The organism is Emticicia sp. MM (assembly GCF_001649495.1).
This window is the reverse complement of sequence record NZ_LXHX01000051.1, coordinates 1-23099: the sequence shown is the minus strand read 5'-3', so window position 1 is coordinate 23099 and position 23099 is coordinate 1. Positions and strand designations below refer to the sequence as shown.

20 protein-coding genes and 1 pseudogene are annotated in these 23099 nt (G+C 33.6%); 10 read left to right on the top strand and 11 right to left on the bottom strand.

The genetic code is table 11. The annotated features are described in order from the left end of the window. The 3 genes from A6M55_RS07200 to A6M55_RS07190 all read right to left on the bottom strand — a co-directional run. On the bottom strand, positions 1-1205 hold a 1205-nt coding region (locus A6M55_RS07200; RefSeq protein WP_064197076.1), incomplete at its 3' end, for a GWxTD domain-containing protein. Between the two features lie 95 nt (positions 1206-1300). Beyond that, a complete protein-coding gene (locus A6M55_RS07195; protein WP_041693647.1) occupies positions 1301-1501 on the bottom strand; it encodes a helix-turn-helix transcriptional regulator in 201 nt (66 codons plus the stop codon). Between the two features lie 48 nt (positions 1502-1549). Then, complete coding sequence (locus A6M55_RS07190; protein ID WP_064197075.1) at positions 1550-2008, bottom strand: hypothetical protein; 459 nt, start codon at positions 2006-2008, stop codon at positions 1550-1552. Between the two features lie 176 nt (positions 2009-2184). On the opposite strand from A6M55_RS07190, the gene A6M55_RS07185 reads away from it, so the two are divergent. After that, complete coding sequence (locus A6M55_RS07185) at positions 2185-2559, top strand: group III truncated hemoglobin (protein WP_015030678.1); 375 nt, start codon at positions 2185-2187, stop codon at positions 2557-2559. A 43-nt stretch (positions 2560-2602) separates the two neighbouring features. On the opposite strand, the gene A6M55_RS07180 is transcribed toward A6M55_RS07185, so the two are convergent. Together A6M55_RS07180 and dacB are read right to left on the bottom strand one after the other, a co-directional pair. Next, positions 2603-3397, bottom strand: a complete 795-nt coding sequence (locus tag A6M55_RS07180; RefSeq protein WP_064197074.1) for an alpha/beta fold hydrolase — start codon at positions 3395-3397, stop codon at positions 2603-2605. Positions 3398-3445: 48 nt separating this feature from the next. After that, positions 3446-4888, bottom strand: coding sequence for a D-alanyl-D-alanine carboxypeptidase/D-alanyl-D-alanine-endopeptidase (gene dacB, locus A6M55_RS07175; RefSeq protein WP_064197073.1), 1443 nt, complete (start codon positions 4886-4888; stop codon positions 3446-3448). 226 nt (positions 4889-5114) lie between these two features. Between dacB and A6M55_RS07170 the strand changes: the two genes are divergently transcribed. Continuing rightward, complete coding sequence (locus A6M55_RS07170; RefSeq protein WP_015030675.1) at positions 5115-6539, top strand: MBL fold metallo-hydrolase RNA specificity domain-containing protein; 1425 nt, start codon at positions 5115-5117, stop codon at positions 6537-6539. Between the two features lie 86 nt (positions 6540-6625). Further along, positions 6626-7582, top strand: a complete 957-nt coding sequence (locus A6M55_RS07165) for an acetyl-CoA carboxylase carboxyltransferase subunit alpha (RefSeq protein WP_015030674.1) — start codon at positions 6626-6628, stop codon at positions 7580-7582. 57 nt (positions 7583-7639) lie between these two features. Here A6M55_RS07165 and A6M55_RS07160 read toward each other — a convergent pair whose 3' ends face one another. After that, entirely contained in the window at positions 7640-8059 is a 420-nt protein-coding gene (locus tag A6M55_RS07160) for a peptidylprolyl isomerase (protein WP_015030673.1), read from the bottom strand. A gap of 34 nt (positions 8060-8093) precedes the next feature. Next, on the bottom strand, positions 8094-9569 hold the full coding sequence (proS, locus tag A6M55_RS07155; protein WP_015030672.1) for a proline--tRNA ligase: 1476 nt from the start codon (positions 9567-9569) through the stop codon (positions 8094-8096). A 420-nt stretch (positions 9570-9989) separates the two neighbouring features. Between proS and A6M55_RS07150 the strand changes: the two genes are divergently transcribed. Both A6M55_RS07150 and A6M55_RS07145 read left to right on the top strand, forming a co-directional pair. Next, positions 9990-11264, top strand: a complete 1275-nt coding sequence (locus tag A6M55_RS07150; protein ID WP_064197072.1) for a hypothetical protein — start codon at positions 9990-9992, stop codon at positions 11262-11264. A gap of 182 nt (positions 11265-11446) precedes the next feature. Further along, on the top strand, positions 11447-12988 hold the full coding sequence (locus tag A6M55_RS07145) for an OmpP1/FadL family transporter (RefSeq protein ID WP_064197071.1): 1542 nt from the start codon (positions 11447-11449) through the stop codon (positions 12986-12988). On the opposite strand, the gene A6M55_RS07140 is transcribed toward A6M55_RS07145, so the two are convergent. Both A6M55_RS07140 and A6M55_RS07135 read right to left on the bottom strand, forming a co-directional pair. Next, the gene (locus A6M55_RS07140; protein WP_015030668.1) at positions 12985-13296 is read right to left on the bottom strand and encodes a MerR family transcriptional regulator; all 312 of its coding nucleotides are present in this window, start codon (positions 13294-13296) and stop codon (positions 12985-12987) included. The genes A6M55_RS07145 and A6M55_RS07140 overlap by 4 nt on opposite strands. A gap of 50 nt (positions 13297-13346) precedes the next feature. Continuing rightward, on the bottom strand, positions 13347-14786 hold the full coding sequence (locus A6M55_RS07135; protein WP_064197070.1) for a leucine-rich repeat domain-containing protein: 1440 nt from the start codon (positions 14784-14786) through the stop codon (positions 13347-13349). Between the two features lie 143 nt (positions 14787-14929). Here A6M55_RS07135 and A6M55_RS07130 point away from each other — a divergent pair, with 143 nt between their 5' ends. Both A6M55_RS07130 and A6M55_RS07125 read left to right on the top strand, forming a co-directional pair. Continuing rightward, positions 14930-15688, top strand: coding sequence for an enoyl-CoA hydratase/isomerase family protein (locus tag A6M55_RS07130; protein ID WP_064197069.1), 759 nt, complete (start codon positions 14930-14932; stop codon positions 15686-15688). 5 nt (positions 15689-15693) lie between these two features. Continuing rightward, positions 15694-16599: an alpha/beta fold hydrolase gene (locus A6M55_RS07125; protein WP_064197068.1), complete on the top strand. Its 906-nt coding sequence runs from the start codon at positions 15694-15696 to the stop codon at positions 16597-16599. Positions 16600-16745: 146 nt separating this feature from the next. On the opposite strand, the gene A6M55_RS07120 is transcribed toward A6M55_RS07125, so the two are convergent. Together A6M55_RS07120 and A6M55_RS07115 are read right to left on the bottom strand one after the other, a co-directional pair. Next, on the bottom strand, positions 16746-18896 hold the full coding sequence (locus tag A6M55_RS07120; protein ID WP_064197067.1) for a PAS domain-containing hybrid sensor histidine kinase/response regulator: 2151 nt from the start codon (positions 18894-18896) through the stop codon (positions 16746-16748). After that, a complete protein-coding gene (locus tag A6M55_RS07115; RefSeq protein ID WP_064197065.1) occupies positions 18893-19432 on the bottom strand; it encodes a heme NO-binding domain-containing protein in 540 nt (179 codons plus the stop codon). The genes A6M55_RS07120 and A6M55_RS07115 overlap by 4 nt, the downstream gene beginning before the upstream one ends. A gap of 63 nt (positions 19433-19495) precedes the next feature. Between A6M55_RS07115 and A6M55_RS07110 the strand changes: the two genes are divergently transcribed. The 3 genes and pseudogenes from A6M55_RS07110 to A6M55_RS07100 form a co-directional block, all read left to right on the top strand. Then, a complete protein-coding gene (locus A6M55_RS07110; protein WP_015030662.1) occupies positions 19496-20395 on the top strand; it encodes a TolC family protein in 900 nt (299 codons plus the stop codon). A gap of 87 nt (positions 20396-20482) precedes the next feature. Beyond that, positions 20483-22711, top strand: a complete 2229-nt coding sequence (locus tag A6M55_RS07105; protein ID WP_064197058.1) for a hypothetical protein — start codon at positions 20483-20485, stop codon at positions 22709-22711. 1 nt (position 22712) lies between these two features. Next, positions 22713-23099 (top strand): annotated as a pseudogene (locus A6M55_RS07100) (hypothetical protein); the annotation flags it as partial.

Sequence of the window (23099 nt, the reverse complement as noted above, 5' to 3'; positions counted from 1 at the left end):
TTTTCCGTAAATTGGTTTGGTTTTCTATTAAATGTAAATATAATTTCTGAAAAATTCTGATTTTGGGCATAAACCCAAACTTCTCTATCCCTGCTCCTTTGAACTTTGTTTGGCGGACCTAAAATGATATAAACCATTCCTTTGTCGGTCTTCCAACCTTCCTTAAAGGTAGTGAATAAACGGTTAGCTTCTTCAATTCGATGATAATAACTTTTAATTATTTTCTTCGAAACCATTTGATTTCCTGCAGTAATAGTTAAAAAGAACTTATCAAGGGCTTGTTTGGCATTAGGGTTTTCACTAATTATTTTTAGCTCTTGACTTGTGGTCATGTAAATTAAAGGCTTTGACAGTAACTCAGGCTTGGTATATCTAGGATAACGCTCATCGACGATTAAAAATCCAAAACCATTGTTAGTTGCATTTGTATCTTCTACTACTTGATATAAACCTTCTTTCGCCAGTTTGATATAACTATTAGCTTGTACTCGTTGGATTTCTTCAATCGTCAAACTTGGAATAGATGGCCTAATGGATGTTGCCATTGGCGATTGTGCAGGTAAAAAATCATTTTTATAGCGAATCAAAAACAGTTCGCGAGTATGATTCAAAACACTTTTTAATTGAAAAGAGTCTCTTTTATTGATATAATTTTTAAAAATTGGAATATCCACATTTCCTATGAATACACCAAATCGGTCACTTAATCGGTTTCCGTAAAAATCAATCATCAAGTCGTTATTAGACTTTTTATTATCCTCCAATTGAAAAACCTCTGTCAATAATAAGCCTTTAGCTGCATTCTTAGGACGTGGAATATCAAAGCTTAATGTAACTTTAGCATCTCTAAGTAATAAGTTCTGCTCATTGATATCAATCTTACCTGATGCCAACCTATCTCTTATACCATAATCTGATTGAAGAAGCCAATTAAACCTAAAGTTATCATTGAGTTGTTGGATAACTTGGCCTTTATTTAGGTTTTCTACTTCAAGCTCCATGAAAATTCTAACAGATGAGGAGTCCTTCAGTAAATATCGAGTCTTCATAGCCACAACAGCTGGCTTTGAAGGAGCAATCTGCTGTTGGGCAAGCTGATTTGCTGCTGTATTACGGTTTACTTGTTGATTGGCTTTCTGAAAATTTTTATTGCTCGTACAAGCAGCTATTAAAATCAAAAAGCTATAAATAAATACCTTCTTCATCAATTCTTTATGCTAAAAATTCAAATTTAATGAAATATGCTGCAATTCAAAATTTATTTATTAGAATTACTCACTTACATAACGAACAGATTGTCTTAATCGTTTTCTTCGAGTTCAAAAACTTCTTCAACACTTTTCCCAAAAATTCTAGCAATCTTTAAAGCTAAAACAGTAGAAGGAACATATTTGTTGCTTTCAATAGCATTTATGGTCTGCCTACTTACATTTATTTTTTCGGCTAGGTCTGCTTGAGTAATATCTAAAATAGCCCGTTCTATTCTTATTCTATTCTTCATAAAATTTGGGGCGAAAATCAATCGCCATTTTCAGATTATATTACTAAATCAATTTTTTACCAAAAGCAAATAATAAAATCTAATAATAAAAATTATTAAAGGAGTAAACATATTATACACTGTAACGCTATAATAGGCTAAACCGTGCACAAAAATAGTAGCGATAACCAAAAGAGCAAAGTTTAGATAAATTGCCCATTGCAAGGATTCTAATCTAATCTTAGCCACGTATTCATCTTCAAATTTCACCTTAGAGAAGGCAATAAATAATAGGCCAATAATACTACCAATTGTTGCAATTTCATCGGTAAAGTTTAGGGTATTGACCTCTAATCTATTTGTTTGCATTGAACCATCATAGAATACAAAATTTGCTGGCACGTTAAACTCAAAAAAGTCAAAACTAAAGTCACTAAACATTACGAATAACCCTAAAATAATACAAGGAATGGCTACAATCCACCCTAGAAGTTTAAAACGATGAGGTAACAAAAATCTTGGTTCCATAATTTTTTGTTTTTAAATTTTTTAAAACAGCTTTTCTATGTCAAGTATAACAATACAAATGTGAAACAGACTTTACATTATATCAAAATTATTTTACAAATATTTTTCTATGAGCAAAATCATATATTTGAATAATGTATTTCGAATTACCTTTGTAGCATAAAATTTATATGACAATGAATGATATTCAGAATAGAGAAGATATTGAATTATTGGTAAAAAGTTTCTACGAAAAAGTTCATAATGAGCCCAATTTGGCACCAATTTTTGAAATGCCCTCAGAGCATTGGGAAATACACCTAACTCGAGTAGTGAACTTTTGGGAAAATTGGTTATTTCAAACAGGTAGCTACAATGGCGGAATGATGTGGGTGCATTTACAAGCTAATGAAAAACACCCATTAACAACCGAAAGATTTGAGCAGTGGTTAGCCTTATGGTTTTTAACAACTGACTCACTATTTTCAGGCGAAAGAGCAGAATTTGTTAAAAGCAAAGCCTTAGAAATTGGACAAATTATGAATGCTAAAATGAATTTTGTTCAAGGGTAGAAAAAGACCCTCTATGAAATGTTTTGTAGAGGGTCTTTGATATTTAAGAGATAAATTTTGCTATTTCTGCATTATAAACTTCGGGCTCTTCAACTGAAGATGTGTGTCCACCACCTTCGAAGATAACTAATTTTGAATTTGGAATTAAAGAATGGATTCGTTTTGCCTTATCTGGTACGGTAGCCACATCTTGGTCTCCAACCATAATTAATGTTGGGCAAGTAATTTTATGAATTTCCTCGGCAATACCTTTTCTATAAATTACGCCATCAACTGCTTTGGTAATTCCTTTTCTATTATTAGACATTAACTGATTTTTCCAATAGTTTTTTTCTTCTATTCTATTGGCATCATTTAAAAACTTCTGTCCAAACATAATTTTCATCACACTACCAACAACTGGAAAGAAACCAATATATTTTACTATGGCGTTGAGCATTTTATATTTTCCAACATTTTCTTGTGGTTCAGGCTCCGCAGTAGTTTCAAGCAAAATTAGTTTTTTAATTAATTCTGGACGACGAGCTGCCAAACGCATACCCACAAAACCACCCATAGATAGCCCGGCAAAAATAACAGGTTTACCAACTAATTTTTCGATTAGCTCGGCAGCATCCACAGAAAGTGTATCCATATCATACCCATCAGGTGTAATTTCAGACTGTCCTTGTCCACGATGGTCATAAGTGATAATTCGATAATTCCCCTTGAAATAAGCAACTTGTTTGTGAAACATGTGTCCGCTCCAGAGTAATCCATGTGAAAAAACAATGGTTTCTTCTCCTGAACCATGTTCTTCATAATAATACTTTGCGTTTGTTAATTGAATAAATGGCATAAAAAGGCTAAATTAGGTATAAATAGATTTCGATATTATTCTTAAAACTTAAATCTCAACCATGAGTTTTATCATTTCTTCGAGGTATCTTCTTACTTTTCGGTCGGCACCATCAGTATAGCGATTTATTATGTATGTGAACGACATAATTTCTCCATTCGAAGCAGTAAAGTAACCTGAAAATGCCCTTGTATTACTAATTGAACCACTTTTGGCACGAACATTTCCAACTGCTTTAGAACCTTTAGCTAGGTTTTGTACAGTACCATTCATGCCTACTATTGGAATGGAAGCATAAAATGAAGAAAATGTTGAATCACTCTTCATCGTATAAAGAATATCAGTTAGATTATTCGCTGTTAGTACTCCAGAAGGTGACAAGCCGCTTCCATCTCTAATCATAAATCCTTGTAAATCTACCCCTTTTTGAGACCAAAGTTGCTTAACACTTTTTACGGCCGCATCAAAACTTCCATCTTTTGTTGAAGAATAACCAACCGTTTTAAAAAAAGCATCTGCATACAGATTAATGCTATGAAAATTACAATCTTTTACCAATTCTGAAATCGGAGGTGAATCATAAGCAAAAATCAGATTTCTTTGTTTTGGAAAATAAACATCGATTGTTTTATATTGATTGAATGAGATATTATTTTTCTCAGAAATACCTCCATTCAAAATAAATTTCTTTTGAACCAAATAAGCAAAAAAAGTAGGTGGGTCAGGAATAGCACCTTTAACTGAAAAATCTCCGTCCCCAGCAGGAATCGTGCCTTCTGAAAGTACAATCGAGCTAAAGGGCGTACTATAAAGCATTACATTATCACCCGAACCACGCTCTGCAATAGTTACCTTATTGATATTTTTAAGATTTGGAATTTCTGGACTAATCTTTGAAATTGGGGCAAAATCTCCTACCCTCCTGCTTTGTTTAAAATATACATTATACAGATTTTCATTTACATTTAGTCCGTTGATTCCGGCACCGTAATAATTTCCGATATCACCCCAAACCCACGAATCAGCTAAAGTATTTTCAGAAAAAATAGAACCATCTCCTAAGATATATCCATCAACTTTTTTGATTCCGTAGGATTTAATTTTTTGAGCAAAATAACTCGCTAAATCATCAACATTCGCTCCTATTCTAGGAGAGCCAAACGAAGGGTCACCCGTGCCCCTTATATAAATATTACCCTGTAAAACACTATCTGCAATGTATCCATCGAACTCAAGGAAAGTTTTAAATCTGTAATCTGAGCCTAAAACACTCAATGCAGAGGCCGTTGAAACTAATTTTAATGTTGAGGCAGAATTAACCGATTTATGAGCATTATACTGTATTTTATACTCACCAGTTTGAGTCGAGCGAATAGATGCAGCAACTACTCCATTTCTCACTTCAACATCATTTTGAACACTATCAATGAACTTTTGGAGCCGTTCGATAGGACTTGAAATTTGTAAAAGAATAAATAAAAATACTTTCATGGACAAAAAGTTATATAATTATTGAGAAAATTGATTCAATTTCAAAGTTTTACTAAAACTCTGATTATCAACAATTTCTTCCTTTTTAAAGCCTTTTTTTTGACGGGCATACTACAATTTTAACGAAAATGCCTAGTTAAAAAAAGAAATGTTTCCGTAATTTGTAACTTGAATATTAAGTTTGTGTTAATATACTTAAATATTCTTAATCATTTGATAGACTTATATGAAATTAACATTCTGGGGAGCAACAAGGCAAGTTTCGGGAAGTATGTTCTTACTCGAATTTGACGATGAGTACAGAGTTTTGATAGATTGTGGGACTGATTTGGAGCGAGAAAACAATCAAGAGACTCCCAAGTCTGAATACGGTATATTTCCATTTGACCCCTCACTTATCAATTTAATCATTCTAACACACGCACACATTGACCATTCGGGGCAAATCCCAAATCTGTATAAAGAAGGTTTTGAAGGACAAGTACTTTGCACAAAAGCCACAATGGATTTGAGTGAAATATTATTACTAGATTCTGCCTCACTCAATCAAAAAAAATACAAAGCTATTCATGATAGCAAAAAACGCTCAAAGAAAAGAAAAGATATTGATTCGAGAGAACTGTACCTCGAACGTCAAGTAAAAGAAGCTATCGAAAACTTTGTAACTATTCCATTTGAAGAGCGATTTAAATTTAAAGATAACGGTTTTGTAACTCTTTACCCAGCCGGCCACCTTCTTGGGGCAGCACACGTTTATTTAGAATTTTGGGAGAATAATCAGAAGAAAACGATTTGTTTCTCAGGTGATGTGGGTCGCAAAAATTATCCTCTTCTTGTTGACCCGCATAAAATCCCACAAGCTGATTACTTAATAACTGAAACCACTTACGGAGACCGCCATCATATAGATGAAGATGGTAAAGCTGAAGAAATTTTGGCAGATGTCATTCAAAAAGCTTGTATTGATATTCCAGGGCGTTTGATTGTTCCTGCATTCAGTGTAGGTCGAACGCAAGCAATGCTTTATACGCTCAATAAATTATATACTGATAGAGGCTTTACACCAATCAAAGTATTTACTGATAGTCCCTTAGCAAAAGCAAGTACACGTATCTACGAAAAACACGTTCGACAATTAAATAAACAAGCCAGAGAATTTAACGAGGAGAATGAATCACTCTTTGATTTTGAAAATTTAGTATATTTGGAGTCGAATCAGGCAAGTAAGGCTGTTTCAAACCATTCTGAGCCATGCATAATCATTTCTGCCTCTGGAATGGTTACTGGTGGTCGAGTTGAACACCACATTCAAGCAAATATCAGCAACCCGTATGCCACAATCTTAATGATTGGTTATGCAAGTGAGCATACTTTAGGCTGGAAATTATTGAATGGCGAAAGAAAAGAGTTAAGTATTGCTGGTCAGAAATTACCTGTAAATGCAAATATTGAAAAAATTGATGTTTTTTCAGGACATGGCGACTTAGATGACCTAATTGATTTTGTCAAAACACAAGATAAAACGAAAACCAAAAATATCTTTTTAGTACACGGCGAGTTGCATACTATGCAAAATTTTAAAAATACACTCGCAGAAGTTGGATACAATCAAGTAGTAATTCCAGAAAAAGGACAAACATTTGAAATATGAATGGATAATTTAAAATGTAAAATGTAAAATACATAAAGTATTCGTCATTGGACATTATTCATTGTTCATTCTCCATTAAGCAAAGAATGAGAACACTTTTAGATTTCGAAAAACCAATTGCCGAGCTCGAATCGAAGCTTGAGGATATGAAACGTCTAGCCGACGAAAATAGTGTTGATGTGAGCGGTGCAGTACGTACGCTCAATGATAACATTGAGCAATTGAAAAAAGAAACCTTCGCGAATCTTACTCGTTGGCAACGTGTACAGCTTTCTCGCCACCCAGACCGCCCTTATACATTAGATTATATTGAGCGAATTTGTCAAGAATTCCACGAATTGCATGGCGACCGTACAGTAAAAGATGACCCTGCAATTGTTGGTGGTTTTGCAAGCATAGACGGTCAATCTGTGATGATTATTGGTCAGCAGAAAGGTCGTAAAACCAAAGAACGCCAACACCGCAACTTTGGTATGCCAAATCCAGAAGGCTATCGTAAGGCACTGAGATTAATGAAATTGGCCGAGAAATTCAATAAACCAATCATTACACTCATTGACACCCCCGGTGCTTATCCTGGTTTAGAGGCTGAAGAAAGAGGTCAAGGAGAAGCCATTGCGAGAAATTTGAAGGAAATGATGGTTCTAAAAGTTCCTGTTATTTGCATCATCATCGGTGAAGGTGCTTCAGGTGGAGCTTTAGGTATAGCTATCGGAGATAAGGTCTTAATGATGGAAAATACTTGGTATTCAGTAATTTCACCAGAATCTTGCTCATCTATCTTATGGAGGAGCTGGAACTTCAAAGAACAAGCTGCTGAAGCACTCAAACTTACAGCAACTGATATGTTAAAGAATAAATTGATAGACGGCGTAATTGAAGAACCACTTGGCGGTGCACACCTAGATTGGGAGGATATGTCTAGACGTTTAAAGAAAAGAATTCTACACGAAATTTCTGAATTAGAGAAAAAGACTCCTCAACAAAGAATTGACGAAAGAATTGATAAATTTTGTTCAATGGGAGTTTTTCAAGAACTATAAATAAAAAAAAGGTGCCTTTGATTTTACTCAGGCACCTTTTTAATTATCTCTCTACAATTAGTTAATTCCAACAAGTTCAATTTCAAAAATCAAATCTTGCCCAGCCAAAGGATGATTGGCATCAAGTATTACTTTCGTAGCTGAAACTTCACGCACAATAACAGGAATGGCTTGTTGACCATTATGCATATTGAGTGTTCCACCAACTTCCAACGGAATATCTTCAGGAATATCCAATCGATTGAATGTAAAAATCATTTCTTCAGAAACTGGGCCATAAGCTTCTTCAACTGGAATATGAACAGTTTTTTTCTCACCGATAGACATACCAGTTACGCCCGAATCAAAACCAGCGATAACCATACCACTACCAACTTGAAACTCTAAAGGCTCACGCCCTTCTGAACTGTCGAACAATGTACCATCAGTAAGGGTGCCTTTGTAATGAACCGCTACTTTATCGCCAGATTTTACCATTTTTTTTTATTAAATATAAATTTTGAAATATTTTTTAGTATGCTCTTGCAAAAACAACACGCTTATTCGAAGGATTTCCTGTAAGTACACATTTACCTTCTTCTTCTGTTGCATCCAATGGAATACAACGAATGGTCGCTTTTGTAAGTTCTTTGATTTTTTCTTCAGTTTCTGAAGTGCCATCCCAGTGGCAAAGTAAGAAGCCACCTTGTTCGATTTTTTCTTCAAATTCTGCCCAAGTATCAACCTTAAACATATTTTCTTCACGGAAATGAAATGCTTTCTTGTAGATAGCCACTTGGATTTCTTCCAATAAATCTTTTACATAAACTGCAATTCCATCTAATGAACGTGTTTCTTTTGTTAGAGTATCTCTGCGAGCTACTTCAATGACACCATTTTCTAAATCACGTTTACCAATGGCCATTCTAACAGGCACGCCCTTCAATTCATACTCCGCAAATTTCCACCCCGGTCTATTGGCATCATTATCATCAAATTTCACAGTGATACCGTAAGATTTTAATTCTTTGATAATAGGATCAATAACTGCTTTGATAGCCGCTAAATCTTCTTCGCCTTTAAAAATCGGTACAATTACCACATGAATTGGAGCAAGTTTTGGAGGCAGTACCAAACCATTATCATCTGAGTGTGCCATTATTAAGGCTCCCATCAAACGTGTACTTACCCCCCAAGAAGTTCCCCAAACGTGTTCAAGTTTACCTTCCTTATTTTGGAATTTCACATCAAAAGCTTTGGCAAAGTTTTGCCCTAAAAAGTGAGAAGTTCCAGCTTGAAGTGCCTTACCATCTTGCATCATAGCTTCGATACAAAGTGTTTCTTCTGCCCCAGCAAATCGTTCATTAGCAGATTTATATCCCTTAATAACAGGCACTGACATCCACTCTTCTACAAATTTGGCATAAACATCCAACATTTGCTTAGTTTCTTCCATTGCTTCCTTTTCGGTAGCATGTGCCGTATGCCCTTCTTGCCATAAAAATTCAGCGGTACGTAAAAACATACGCGTACGCATTTCCCAACGCACAACATTAGCCCATTGGTTAATCAATATAGGTAAATCGCGATGTGATTGAATCCATGTCTTGTAGGTATTCCAAATAATTGCTTCACTCGTTGGGCGAACCACTAATTCTTCCTCTAATTTAGCTTCAGGGTCAACCATTAACTTTCCGGGGTTATTGGGGTCAGTTTTCAAACGATAATGTGTAACAACGGCACATTCTTTGGCAAAACCTTCAGCATTTTTCTCTTCTGCCTCAAATAAACTTTTAGGTACAAATAATGGGAAATACGCATTTGTATGACCAGTTTCTTTAAACATATCATCTAAAGCTCTCTGCATTTTTTCCCAAATCGAAAAACCGTAAGGCTTAATAACCATACATCCACGAACTGCCGAGTTTTCGGCCAAATCTGCACGTTTTACTAATTCGTTGTACCACTCCGAGTAGTTTTCACTACGTTTTGGAAGACCTTTACTCATAATTATTATAAATGAAGAATGAAGAATTTAGAAAGAAGATTAATTGATTATTCAACCAATTAGCCTTGTTTTCGAATTTCTATATTAGATATTTTAATATTATTTGAATTTTTGATAGAAAAACTTCGTTAAATTATTAGAATAAGTCTATTTAGACACGCTAAAAGTCAAATTCTAATACGATATTAATCTATAATTTGATTGCAAAGATAGGTTTTTATATTAAGTTTGTAAAATAATGTTAGTATTCAATAATTGTTTGTTTAAATGATGATTGAACAGTTAGTATAAAAAAAAAATGGAAAAAATTTTTTTTTTATACAACCTTTTATAAGCCTGTTGCATCATTCACATATATAAGCAACGATTTTGAAAAATAATATCGACTTACAGAGTAAACCACATTAAATCATTAATACAATGGATGCTTTAAAATCAATAAAATATTTGTCGGTAGCTGTGCTTTTGAGTACATGGGGATGTACTTCAACTAAGCAACTTACTACCAAAGGTGAATATGATGATACTTATGGCTCATCGAAAGATGCTCCTGTAGTAGCATATACCCCTAAGCAAACTCCTGAGTATCTAGAAAACCAACGCTATCAACCCGAAGAGCCACAACAAAATACAGGCACTGGGACTGATGAATACTATGATGAAAACTATGTAAATTCTCGTAAAGTATATCGTAATAACAATGGTAGTACAGGTTATGCTTCAGGTTTCGCTAATGGTTATCAATCAGGTTGGAATGACTACGCTTGGAGCCAACCAGTAGGTTGGTCTAGTCCATATAGCATGTATGGTTACAATAGCCCATTTGGTTATAATCTTTGGGGTAGAAGTAGCTGGAATCTAGGTCTAGGTTTTGGCTTAGGAGGTTTCAATAGTTTCTATGACCCATTCTGGAACAGCTACGGATATAATTCTTTCTATAGCCCTTGGGGTTATAATTCTTTCTATAATCCTTGGGGATACAACTCATTCAACAGTCCATGGGGTTTAAATTCTTGGTACAGTCCGTACTCATACGGCTATTATGACCGCTTCGCTTACGGATATGGAAATAACGTCTTCGTAAATAATTATTATAACAATGTTACTTCGGGAGTGAATGGAGCATCTACAAATCGCCGTACTTACGGACCTCGTGACGGTGGCAGTGGCTCATCAAATTATAACAGAGGATTTACTAATGCGGCTGTAAACACTGGTGGTGCGAATGCCTCATCAGGACGCTCAGCGAATGCACGTGGTGCCTACGATAACTCTGGATATGCTCGCCCGTCGAGAAATGGAGATTGGAATGGTAGTTCAGCAAGCCGCGAGTATACCCGTGGTGCATCAAGAAGTTATGACGGCAACAGTAGCAATTCAAACGACACTTATTACCGTCCACGACGTAACGGCGGAACAGAAGGTAGTTACTCTAGTGGTAATTCAAATGGAGGTTATAATTATTCTCGTCCATCGTCTAGCAGTCGCTCATCAGATAATTGGTCAAGTGGTAGTGGCAATTATTCAAGAGGTAGTTCAAATTCTAACTCGAATTCAAACTCATCTTGGTCTAATTCAAACTCAGGAAGCTTTTCACGTGGTTCATCTTCAGGCTGGAGTGGAAGCAGTGGTGGCGGAAGCTCAAGCAGCGGCGGCGGAGGTGGCGGCGGCGGTAGTAGCCGTGGTCCAAGATAATCTTTCGGTATTTGTTTGTTCTAACTCATCATTGAGCTAATTCATGAATCATTCGAAAACCTCGCTGAATCATAGCGTTTGGCGAGGTTTTCTATTAATAAAACTACCTTTTCTTTATGAAGCAATTGTACTAAAGATTCAAGAATCTGGGTTATTTTTCTTCAATATTACAGTACTAACAAATGAAAATTACACGCTTTTTTCTAGCCACAGCTTTGATTATGGGAGGAATCAAAGTTCAAGCCCAATTGAGCTTAGGAGGCCATTTTTATGGAGAAGATGCCTTCAGATATACACAAAGTAAAGTGACAGGCTCTGCTCGTATGCAAGGTATGGGAGGTAGTTATGCAGCATTGGGGGCAGATGCAAGTAATGCCTTCTCTAACCCAGCGGGTTTAGGTTTCTACAATCGTTCTGAACTAAGTATTACACCGATTTTTAATTCGCTAAACACCTCATCTCAGTATATAGGCTCGACAAGTAAATCAAGTACTTCAAATGCAAATATCGGACAATTAGGCTTGATTTTAAGTAACTCTGGAAATGGTTCAAGAAAAAAACGTTCAGCTTTCGCCATTACTTACTCAAAACAAGTCAACTTACTTTCAAGCTTTAACTATGTTGGCCAAAATAACAAAAGTTCAATGGGTAATTACTTCACAGAAAAAGTAAATTCATTGAATGTGAGTGCTAAAGATTTGGATAAAGAGTTTGATGCTAATACCGCAACCGCTGATTATCCAGAAGGTATGTATTACTGGTCTTATATGATTGACCCCGTTGCTGGAAATGACACTAAATATTTACAAGCAGAAAAGAGTCTGCCAGTAAATCAAATTGGTAATAACACAAGTACTGGCAATCAAAGTCAGTGGAATATGGCCTACGGAGCCAATTTTGATGACAAAGTTTACTTAGGTTTTTCTTTAGGCTTTGTAAGAATGAATTATGAAAATTTGAATAATCATAACGAGCAATTCCCTAAAGGTACGGTTTTTAATGGTTTTGATTATAATGAAACCCTTACTTCAAGAGGTGGTGGAATGAACGTTGGACTTGGTGCAATCGTAAAAGTTGCAGACAATATTAACCTTGGAGTCAATGTAACTTCTCCAACTTGGTTAACAATCAATGAGGTTTATAATTCTAATATCAGAATTACAACAACATTCTTTAAGCCAGATTATACTGAAATTCGTACTCGTGAAAACGAATTTTCTTATAAAATTACTATTCCACTCAAAGCCAGTGGTGGTGTAACGTTTTTCCTACCAAGCAAACAAGGTTTCATCACTGCTGATGCAGAATATGTAGGGTATTCAAATATAGGTATTAAATACGCTAATTACGATAATAATGGTTATGTAACAGGCTATTCTACTGCCACTGCTCAAAATACTAAGATAAAAAATACTTATAAAGATGCAGTAAATATTAAAGTAGGTGGAGAATATAGAATTGAAAATATTAGATTAAGATTAGGGACGAAGTACATGCCAGACCCTTATACAAAGAAAATTGATAATATTAATCGTTCGCAGATGGTTTTTACGGGTGGAGTTGGCTACCGTTCAGCTAAATTCTTTGTAGATGTTGCTGGAGTATTGAATCAATTTACAAGTGCATACACACCATATGAATTAGCTAATACTGCCAATTATGCTTCGGCAAACATCACCAATAATCATAAAAGTTTTGTAATCTCGGTAGGAACATTCTTCTAATTAATTTCATCGAGAGTTTCCTTTAAAAATGCCCTAATCGTTAATAACTTATTAACTAGGGCATTTTTATTTTTATTCTCATCTGATTTATTACTTAGTTTTTGCTTCACCCCTTTTAAAGTTAAACTTCCTTTTCCAGCAGTATTTATTATCTCACGAAGTTTTTCTATATCATGCTCCGTAATTTGTCTTTCTTTACCGTTTCGTTTGAATTTTAAATTAAACTTTTTTTCATAAAATCTTATTAATGAAACATTTACATCTAAAATTTCCGCAACTTCAGAAGTCGAATAATAAAGTCTAACCATTGGCTTTAATTGAATTAATAATCAAATTTATGCCTTTTTTTGATAAAATGCTATCGTACAAGTACATCTCTACTTTCCAAAATATTCACAAATTTATTATATTCCTCGCTCACTACACTTCCCTTGTTGAAGGGATTTCCCCTCAAAAAAGCTTTTTGAAGTTTATCTAGTTTTATTAAATTCATGGGTATTTCATCAATAGCATTATACGAAATATCTAATTCTTCTAAATCTTGTAATTGATAAATTTGTTCAGGGAAAACTTTAAAAAGATTATGACCAAGGTCTAACAGCTGTAAATTTGGCAAATATGGCAACGAGTTTATCTTATTATGATGAGCGTATAAAAACTGTAAATTTGATAAAGAAGAAATTTCATCAGGCAAATTCCACAATTGATTATAGGCAATAGCCAAAGTTTTTAAGTTTTTTAATTCACCAAGTTCTTTAGGCAAAAACTGAAGTTGGTTATGATATAGGTCTAACTCCGTAAGATTAACTAAATTTTTAATTGAACTTGGCAATGCCTTTGCTCTTACATTATACAAATTCAGCGATTTAAGATTTTTAAAATGCTTGAAATCTTTATTCCGAAACGTAATGAAATCATTGTTTCCAATAAACAATATTTCTAGTTTTTTATTCTTTTTTAAGCCTTTTGGTATTTTATCTAAACCTGTAAATTGTAAGTTCAAATCTTTTAGGTGACTATTTCTTTTAAATTTAAAACTTTGATAATCAACATAATTTCCGCTCAAACTCAAGAACCTAAGCTTCTTAAAAGACCAAATTGCCTTCGGCACTTTTACGATATAATTATTCGATAAATCTAATTTTTCAAGATTTTTAAATCGAAATACTACTTGAGGAAATTCAGTTAATGAAAGTCTATTCAACATTAATGTTTTGACAGTGTCAGGCCTATCACACAATTCTGCTTGACTTATTGTTGAAATAAAAGTTTTACTTGGTTTACGATTCAAATCTTTTCCAATTTGAATTGTAAAAGAAAGTTGAAATTTTGAAGAAAGTTGTTTGGGTAATTTTGAAACTTTCGTTTGATTTAGAAACTTTTCGGCAATCTGAAAAAAATATTTCTCATTGGTCGAATTCAAGGAATCGAACAACATTCTTCGGTTAATAATAACTCCCCGATTTAAGAAGCCATAAACTAAATAGTCGATTTCTCCTTTTTCATTAACAAAAAGTGTAACTGGTAAAAAAATACTTTGGTTTAACTCAGCTATATTTACCCCTAAGCCTAGTCCTATTTTAAAGAAATCATTTGCAAATTTTTTCGCTTCTAAATCAAATACCATTAAATTGTTTTGTTTACTATCTAAGGAAATAGTACTTAAATTTAAGTATTCATGCTGTTGTACACTTGGTGGCATTATCACTCTATCAAATTCCTCCGAACCATAAATTTTCTTATTTTGAGCAACAACGTTGTTAAAAACAACAATAAAAAGTAAAAATAGTTTTCTCATGTTTTTGACCAAATTTAGGTTGTAAACATATAACTAAATTTTTAGTTAATTATTATATAGAGAGAAATTTTTCAAAAACGTATATAAAATTCTAGGTCAACAAGTAGATTTACTTATTTTTGTTATACATTAATACCTAACACATGAATTACGAAAATATAATAATTGAAAAACAAGAAGCAATCACTTGGATTTATCTCAATAGACCAGCCTCACTTAATGCCCTTACTCCACAACTCATTCAAGAACTAAAAGTAGCCATTCAGGCAGTAGCAGAAGATAAAAATTGTAGAGTATTAATTGTTAAAGGTTCTGGAAGAGCATTTTCCGCAGGAGTTGACCTAAAAGCCATGAATGAATCTTTAGTCGGTGGACAATTTACAGCTGTTGATATTTTAAATACTGGCAACGAAATTGCTCATCTTTTACAAAGCATGTCACAGCCGACAATTGCCCTTGTACATGGTCATTGTTATACAGGAGCAACTGAATTGATGATGTTTTTTGACTTAATTATTGCTGCTGAAGATGCCAAAATTGGTGACACACACGCAAAATGGGGAATTTTACCCAAATGGGGAATGTCACAAAGATTACCACGACTTGTTGGAACACTCAAAGCTAAAGAAATGTCGTTTACTTGTAAAGCAATTACTGGTAAAGAAGCAGAGCAATTAGGTTTGGTAAATAAAGCTGTCCCAACTGAAGAATTAGACCAAGCTGGTATTAAATTGGCTCAAGAAATCATACAAAATTCTGCTCAAACAATTGCGGCACTTAAACATTTATACAATGAAGGTATGTCAACAACACTCGTTGATGGATTAAAAATTGAAAGCGAATTTATGACTGAAATTACTGATAGAACTGATTTTTTAAGAGGTTTTGAGAAAAATAAATAATTAAAATGCTGAAAATTGAAGAATCTGGTAAAGCACCTGTGAATGGTATTGAAATATATTTTGAGACCTTTGGAAATAAATCTAATCCAGCATTATTACTTATTATGGGGCTTGATGCTCAATGTGTGATTTATGGAGAATCTTTTATTAAGCCTTTGGTTGATGCAGGATATTATGTTATTAGGTTTGATAATAGAGATATTGGTCTATCTACTTGGATGAATGATAAATGGCATCGTAGTAAGCCATACACTTTAGAAGACATGGCTAAAGATAGCATGGAATTACTCAACTTCCTGCAAATCAATAAAGCACATATTATTGGCGTTTCAATGGGTGGAATGATAGCCCAACACATTGCGATTGATTTTCCAGAAAAGGTTTTATCACTTACTTCCATTATGTCATCAGGATACACTCTAAATCCTAAAGTATTTGATAAATATCGACTTAAAATTATAGTTAGACTATTACCATTCCTGATAAAGCGATTTTATTTTAAGAACAAGTATTCAAATCATAAAATAACTGTAGGTAGTTATGTAGCTACCTATCGGCTTTTAAGAGGAACACGCTTTCCTTTTGATGAAGCCTATTTTAGAGAAGTTTTCACAGAAAGTATCGAGGTCAGAAAAGGACAAAACCCTAGAGCAAGGTATCAACAATTTTGTGCAATAGTTGCATCTGGGTCTAGATTAAACAAATTACACAAAATAAAATCACCAACACTTATCATACATGGAACTGCCGACCCTTTAGTACATCCCAAACATGCACAAATTTACGCACCGCTAATTCCAAAATCAAATCTGATGATGGTTGAAGGAATGGGCCATGAATTACCAAAAGATGCACTAACAGAGATCTTACCTTCAATCATTAAACATATTTCAAGCACAGGTTTTAAATAATATGAAATACTTGGTAAATTATTGATGCCAATTTATTGCACAAAAAGTCAATAAATTAGACTTATTATTTGATTAGTAAATATTATTTATAAAAGCAGTATTTCAACAACAGTATTTGACAGTTAAAAGGAACATAAACTAGGTAATTATTTCCTTAATTCAACTAATTCTTGTTCTACCAAAGGTAGTTTATGATTGAATTTTTCTTCAATTTCATTGAAAAGGGATAAAATCTCATCTATATCTTCATTATTCTTTGCTTTTTTTTCTAAATTCTGAAGGTCTAGCGTTATTTCAGGTAGTCCAACCATTGTAAATGAAGGCTTTAGCTGATGTGCTAATTTACCGATTTCAACTATTTTCTGTTCATCAATTAGAGGTCTCAGCTGAAAAAACTGATTAGGGACTGTCTTTAAAAATAGATTAAACATATCTGCTGCATAACCGCGGTCATTTCCATAGACTTTTGCTAGATAATCTGGCTGCAAGGCTTCTTCAAGATTAACCTCATTGACAATCGCTAAATCTTTCTTTTCTTCCACAGAACTCACTATATTTTTTTCTTTAATTTCAAGTTTTTTATGAGGGTTCAAAGTAAGTTTTTGCTTCAAAACATCACGTAATTGGTCAGGTGTAAATGGCTTTGTTAGGTATGAATTCATACCAATTTCATAAGCAAATCCTATTTCATCACTCATTGCTGAGGCAGTCAGAGCAACGATAGGTATATTTTGATTAGCATTTCCCTCCATACTTCTAATTACCTTTGTTGCCTCATACCCATTCATTTCGGGCATCCGTATATCCATTAAAATAATATCAAAATCCTCTTTTTTTACAGCCTCAACGGCAAGTAAACCATTGCTTGTAATTTTATAAGACATTTTCCATTTCAAAAGTAAACCCTCCACATATTTTTGATTTAGCAGATTATCTTCAACGACAAGCACATGATAATTCTTCCATTCTTCAGAAATATCTTCATTCAAAGCATGCAGCTTCTTAGATTGTTGTTTGCTATCTTTTAATGGCAGCGTAAATATGAAAGCAGTTCCTTCATTTAATGTACTCTCAACATTTATCTCCCCCCCATGTAGGTTAACTAGCTGCTTTACAATTGCTAAACCAAGTCCAGTTCCCCCATATTTTACTTTAACATCTTGGTCAGCTTGTTTAAAGCTATCAAATATTTTGTCAATATTTTGTGGACTAATTCCAATTCCTGTATCAAAAACTTTTACTTCAGTCATTAGGAAATCACCTAACCTACATAACAACGATACTTGTACTCCGATTTCACCTTTTTCAGTAAACTTCACTGCATTACTCAAAAGGTTCATCAAGATTTGAGTTAAAAATGTAGAATCTCCAATAACATCATTTTCAATTTCTTCATCAAAATCAAACACCAATTTAACATCCTTACCTTGCAATCTAAGCCTGAAAGTTTGTAATGTACTATTAATCAAATCTTTAAGGCTAAAAATTTGCTCAGAAAGCTTCATTTCGCCTGCTTCAATTTTCGAAATATCTAATACATCAGAAACCAAATTCAGTAATAAATCTGCAGAATAATTTATCGCACTTAAATATTCAGTTTGCTTTTTATTAGGATTCGTATCATATAATAGATGAGTCATTCCAATAATAGCATTGATAGGTGTTCTTATTTCATGGCTCATATTAGCCAAAAAACGTTTTTCAGCTCTCCTAGCCTCTTCAGCAATTTGGCGAGCTTCTTCTAATGCTTCTTGTGTTTTTTTTCGTTCAGTAATATCTAAGTGAATACCCACCGAACCTGTTACTTTACCATTACTTTCAATAATTGGAGCTCCACTAATAATTACCCAAATAATTTCACCATCTTTCTTCCTTAAGGGCACTTCATATACGCCAGTATCTCCATCTAATCGATTTGAGTTTTGCTCATCTATAATTCTTTTAAATTCATCATCGGGTAAAAGAATATCAGCAGCTTTTTTGCCAACCAACTCAGCCTCTTCATATCCAGTAAGTTCACAGAAACGCCTATATGCTTTCATAATAATATCATTATTATCTACCTCAATGAGCCCTAAGTTCATGTTTTCAATAATACCTCGATATTTCTCTTCACTGTATCTAAGCTGTTCAGTTTGCTCTGTTACTCTTCTTTCTAGTGATTCATTCAACCTTTTTAAATCTTCATTTGCTTGGAATAATTCCATAGCTTTAGCTTCCAACAAACTTTCGGCCTGCTGTCGAGCTTTTTTTTCACGTTCGATTTTACGTTTAAGAGCCTCTATTTCTTCACTCATGATTTACTAATTACAAATTTTACCAACGAACCAGATTCATCAACATTACTCTTTTCTATTGTAGCACTTTCATTATAGTATTCGAGTGTGGCTTCAATTAATCCGAATGCTAAATCAGACATCTTACGATCAGAATGATAAAGCATTTCTAATTGTTTTTCTGAAATTCTAGTTGTGGTAATCTTTGGTAATTCTGCATCTGGATATAGTCTTAGAACCGAAACATGGATGTAATGGTCAACCCTCTCAAAAAAATCAAAGGCATTGGTTGTTTCAACAAAAAAATGTGAGTATTTCTTTGAAAATAATTGTAGTAAATGTTTGCCAAAATCATTTAATAATGTACTAACAGGTAATTGGGTACGAACACTTAAACTGCTTACTAGTTGCACCATTTCTGAATGGTCATAAGTGCCAACAGAAGTATAAATTCCTTTCGAAGGCAGATTGAGCGATTCAATAATTTCATCCATCATTGAATAGCTAAATTTTTCTTCGACCATTTCAATAAACTCTGTAAATACAATTCCTTTCATCAGCTTTGGGTTTAACGAGAACTATTTCACTAAAATAAGCAAAAACCATGCAAGAATTATTAAATGGATATATTTTTCCATAAAAATAATTTTTTTTCCAAAATTTGGAAATTTTTAGGGGTAATAAAAAAACTTAATAAATTGATTATCAATATTTTTTCATTTTTGAAAGAACTGGCACACATTTGGATTGTAATTATACACAAACAACTCAAGAAAATGAAAAAAAAATTATTTTTTATCTTTCTAAGTTTGGCATGGCTAAATACAGAAGCCCAAACTAAGAAAGAGGTCAAACCCGTAGTACCGGTGGTACCCGTGGTAAAGGAACTACCTCCTCTTGAAAAAGTTTTAGATTACGCCGAACAAAACTCTCACTTAATTAAGGAGCAAGATGCTCTTTCAGAACATTATGGTCATAGTGTTAAAGTAGCTCAGAAACTTTGGATGGACAAAGTATTTATGGATTTAGGTGGCCAACGTTCAAATAACGGTGCTATACTCAATCTTAACAATAATATATCAAGTTCAGAATTTAATTCCTTAAGCTTCCAAACAATAAACGCGTTTAGAGTTGGACTTACGGTTAGAATTAGTTTGTATGATATGCTTGCCCGCAAAGATCTCATCAGACAAGCACAATATCGTCAGGCCGCTTCTGAACAACATTCGCAATATTTAGTACAAGACGTTAAGTTTAGAATTACAGACCTTTATAAGGATGCACAGCTTGCTTATAAATTATTGAGTATCAAAGCTGATAAAAAATACGCATTCTTTTTACAAAAAGAAATGGCTGAAAAAGAGTTTCAGCAAGGACAACTACATATTTCAGAGCTAGTTCGCATTATAGAATTATCGTCAAACGCTTTTGCAGAATTTGAACAAGCAAATGCAACCTACGAAAAACTATATTATCAACTAGAAATTATGCTTGGGGTTTCTTTGAAAGATTTGAAATAACCCCTATTCCACTACTCTATTTATAATTTATGAGTGGTTTTGGAGAAGGAAAGATTTCAAAAACATTTAAAACTCAACAGAAATAAAATGAATCTAATTGAATTTATTAGATTAATCAAAAAAAATATTTTTCTATTAATCTTAATTCCTCTTGTAATGGCTTCTGCCACATACTATTTTACAAGAGATGCCGATAGAGAATATAGTAGCTCAACAATGCTTTACACTGGTTTGTCTACGGGCTTTAACATTGAAAGTACTGGTGAGTCAAGGAAAGACCGTGACGTTGTAAATAACTCATTTGAAAATATCATTAATACCATACGTTCACGAGAGACAATGAAGGAAGTGAGTTTTAGACTTCTTTCAGAAATATTAATTCTTGATAAGGCAGATGGTACACATGTGAATCCGAAAACTTTTGAAAAGTTAAAAAAATGGATTCCAGCAAATATACGTAGTATGGTTGTAGTGCCTAACAATGCCCCTGCTACCTATCAGAAATTAATGGCAATCTACGAATCGGGACAGTCAAAAGAATTACAACACTTCTTTAATGAGGAGAAAACGCCATTTAGTTTAAAAAATTTAAGTGAGATCAAAGCGAATCGTAAAGGAAGTAGCGATATGATTGAGATTACTTATTCATTAAATGATAAAGGCTTATGTGAAAATACGCTTAAGACAACTCTTGACGTATTCATGAGAAGGTATAAAGGATTAAAGGCCTCAGAAACTGGTAGTGTGGTTGCGTATTTCCAAGAACAGTTCGATAATGCTAAAAAAGATTTGAGCGAGGCTGAAGATAGAATGAAAAACTTTAGAGAAAACGGTCAAATTCTAAATTACTACGAACAAACAAAAGCCATTGCGGGAAAAAAAGAAGATTTGACTGACGAACATCATCGTTTAGAAGGCGAGCTTAAAGCAGCTGACCAAGCCCTTGCCAAGTTAGAAGAAAAACTAGAAATTGATAGAAATTCGTTCTTTAAAAATTCAGAATTGTTAAATCAAAAAAATAAAATCTCAGAATTAACAACTATTATTGCTCGAAATAACCTAGATCCAAATGGTGAAAATGTGCAAAAGTTGAATGAAGAAGTAAAAGGTTATGAAAATTTGCTAACAGAGGGTGTAAAGAACTTATATGCTCGTACACACTCTACTGAAAGTATTCAAATAAAAAATTTACTTGATTCATGGCTTGAAAACATGATTTTAGTAGAAAAGAATAAAGCAAGAGTTGGCTCATTAAATATTAGATTAGGTGAAATCAAAGAAGACTATGCTCGATTTGCTCCTCTGGGCTCTGGTTTATCAAGGTTAGAACGTGAAATTGATGTGAGAGAAAGAGCCTATATTCAAATTTTACATGATTTGAATACTGCACTTTTACGCAAACAAAATATAGAAATTTCATCAAATCTAGACATCATTGACGAGCCAATAACTGTAGAGATGCCAAGTAAAAAAATGATGTTAATCATACTTTCTGGCATAGTAGGTGCAATTGGAGTACTAGCAACTTTGTTGATTTTAGAATTAAGTGATAGAACAATAAAAAATCTTGAAAGGGGAATTGAATTCACAGGACTTAATGCAGCAGGTGCATTACCAGTTTTCTATCAAAAAAATCATTCTGAGGCAATTAAAGAAACATTAATTGGACAGATTGTAACAAATTTTAAATTGAAAATAAGTGCCTTGCATGGTAGTGAAACAACACCATTAATTCTAATTACAAGTACACAACCTAATGAGGGTAAATCGGAAGTAGCTAATTTAATCACTCAACATTTACAAAAATCTGGTGCAAGAGTGCTTTCAATTCAACCAAGTAGTGAAACTCGCACATCTTATGTAGAAGGATTATTAAAATATCCTGCAACCAAAGCACTCAGTGAAGCTAAAGGCATTGAAGACCTTATTAGTTCTTGGATTGACCCTAATGATTATGATTATTGTTTGTTAGAAATTCCTCCGTTTTTAACAGGTAATATTCCAACAAACATTTTAAAAAATGCCCATTTATCTCTTTTGGTTGTATCGGCAAATCGCTCATGGAAAAAAGCAGATAAAAAAGCAGTTCAAATTTTAGAAAACTATCATATTCCAGTTGAAATGATTGTAAATGGGGTTGCCTTTGATTCCCTTGAAAACTTGGTTGCAGAGAATCAAACTAAAGATTCAAAATTAAAAACTATGATTAAACGATTGTTGAGGCTTGAGTTCAAGCGTAAAGAATTAAAGCCATCACCAATTGCAGTTGGAAATGATTCTTTAGCTGTTGATAAATTATTAAAGAAAAAAGTCTAAAATGGATTCAAAAGCTGACATTATCTGCCTTGGTTTACCTTCATGGGAGGGCGATTATCTAAAATCGACGGTACAATTGCTTTCAGAGATGACTAACTTCTATGATGTACTCTATGTTGAATATACATATACATGGATTGATGTCATAAGAGGTTTTCTAGGCAAAAATACTGCTCCGATAAATCGAATTTTAGGTAAAGAAGATAGATTGAGGGTAATAAATTTAGAAAATGGTAACAGCATCAATGTTCTAACTTTGCCACCAATCATACCCATAAATTGGATATCAAACAAAGTAATATACAAGTACTTACTAAAATTAAATAGTAAGATTATTGAAAAAAGCATAAAAAAAGTAACCCAAAAATTAAAATTTACAAATCCAATA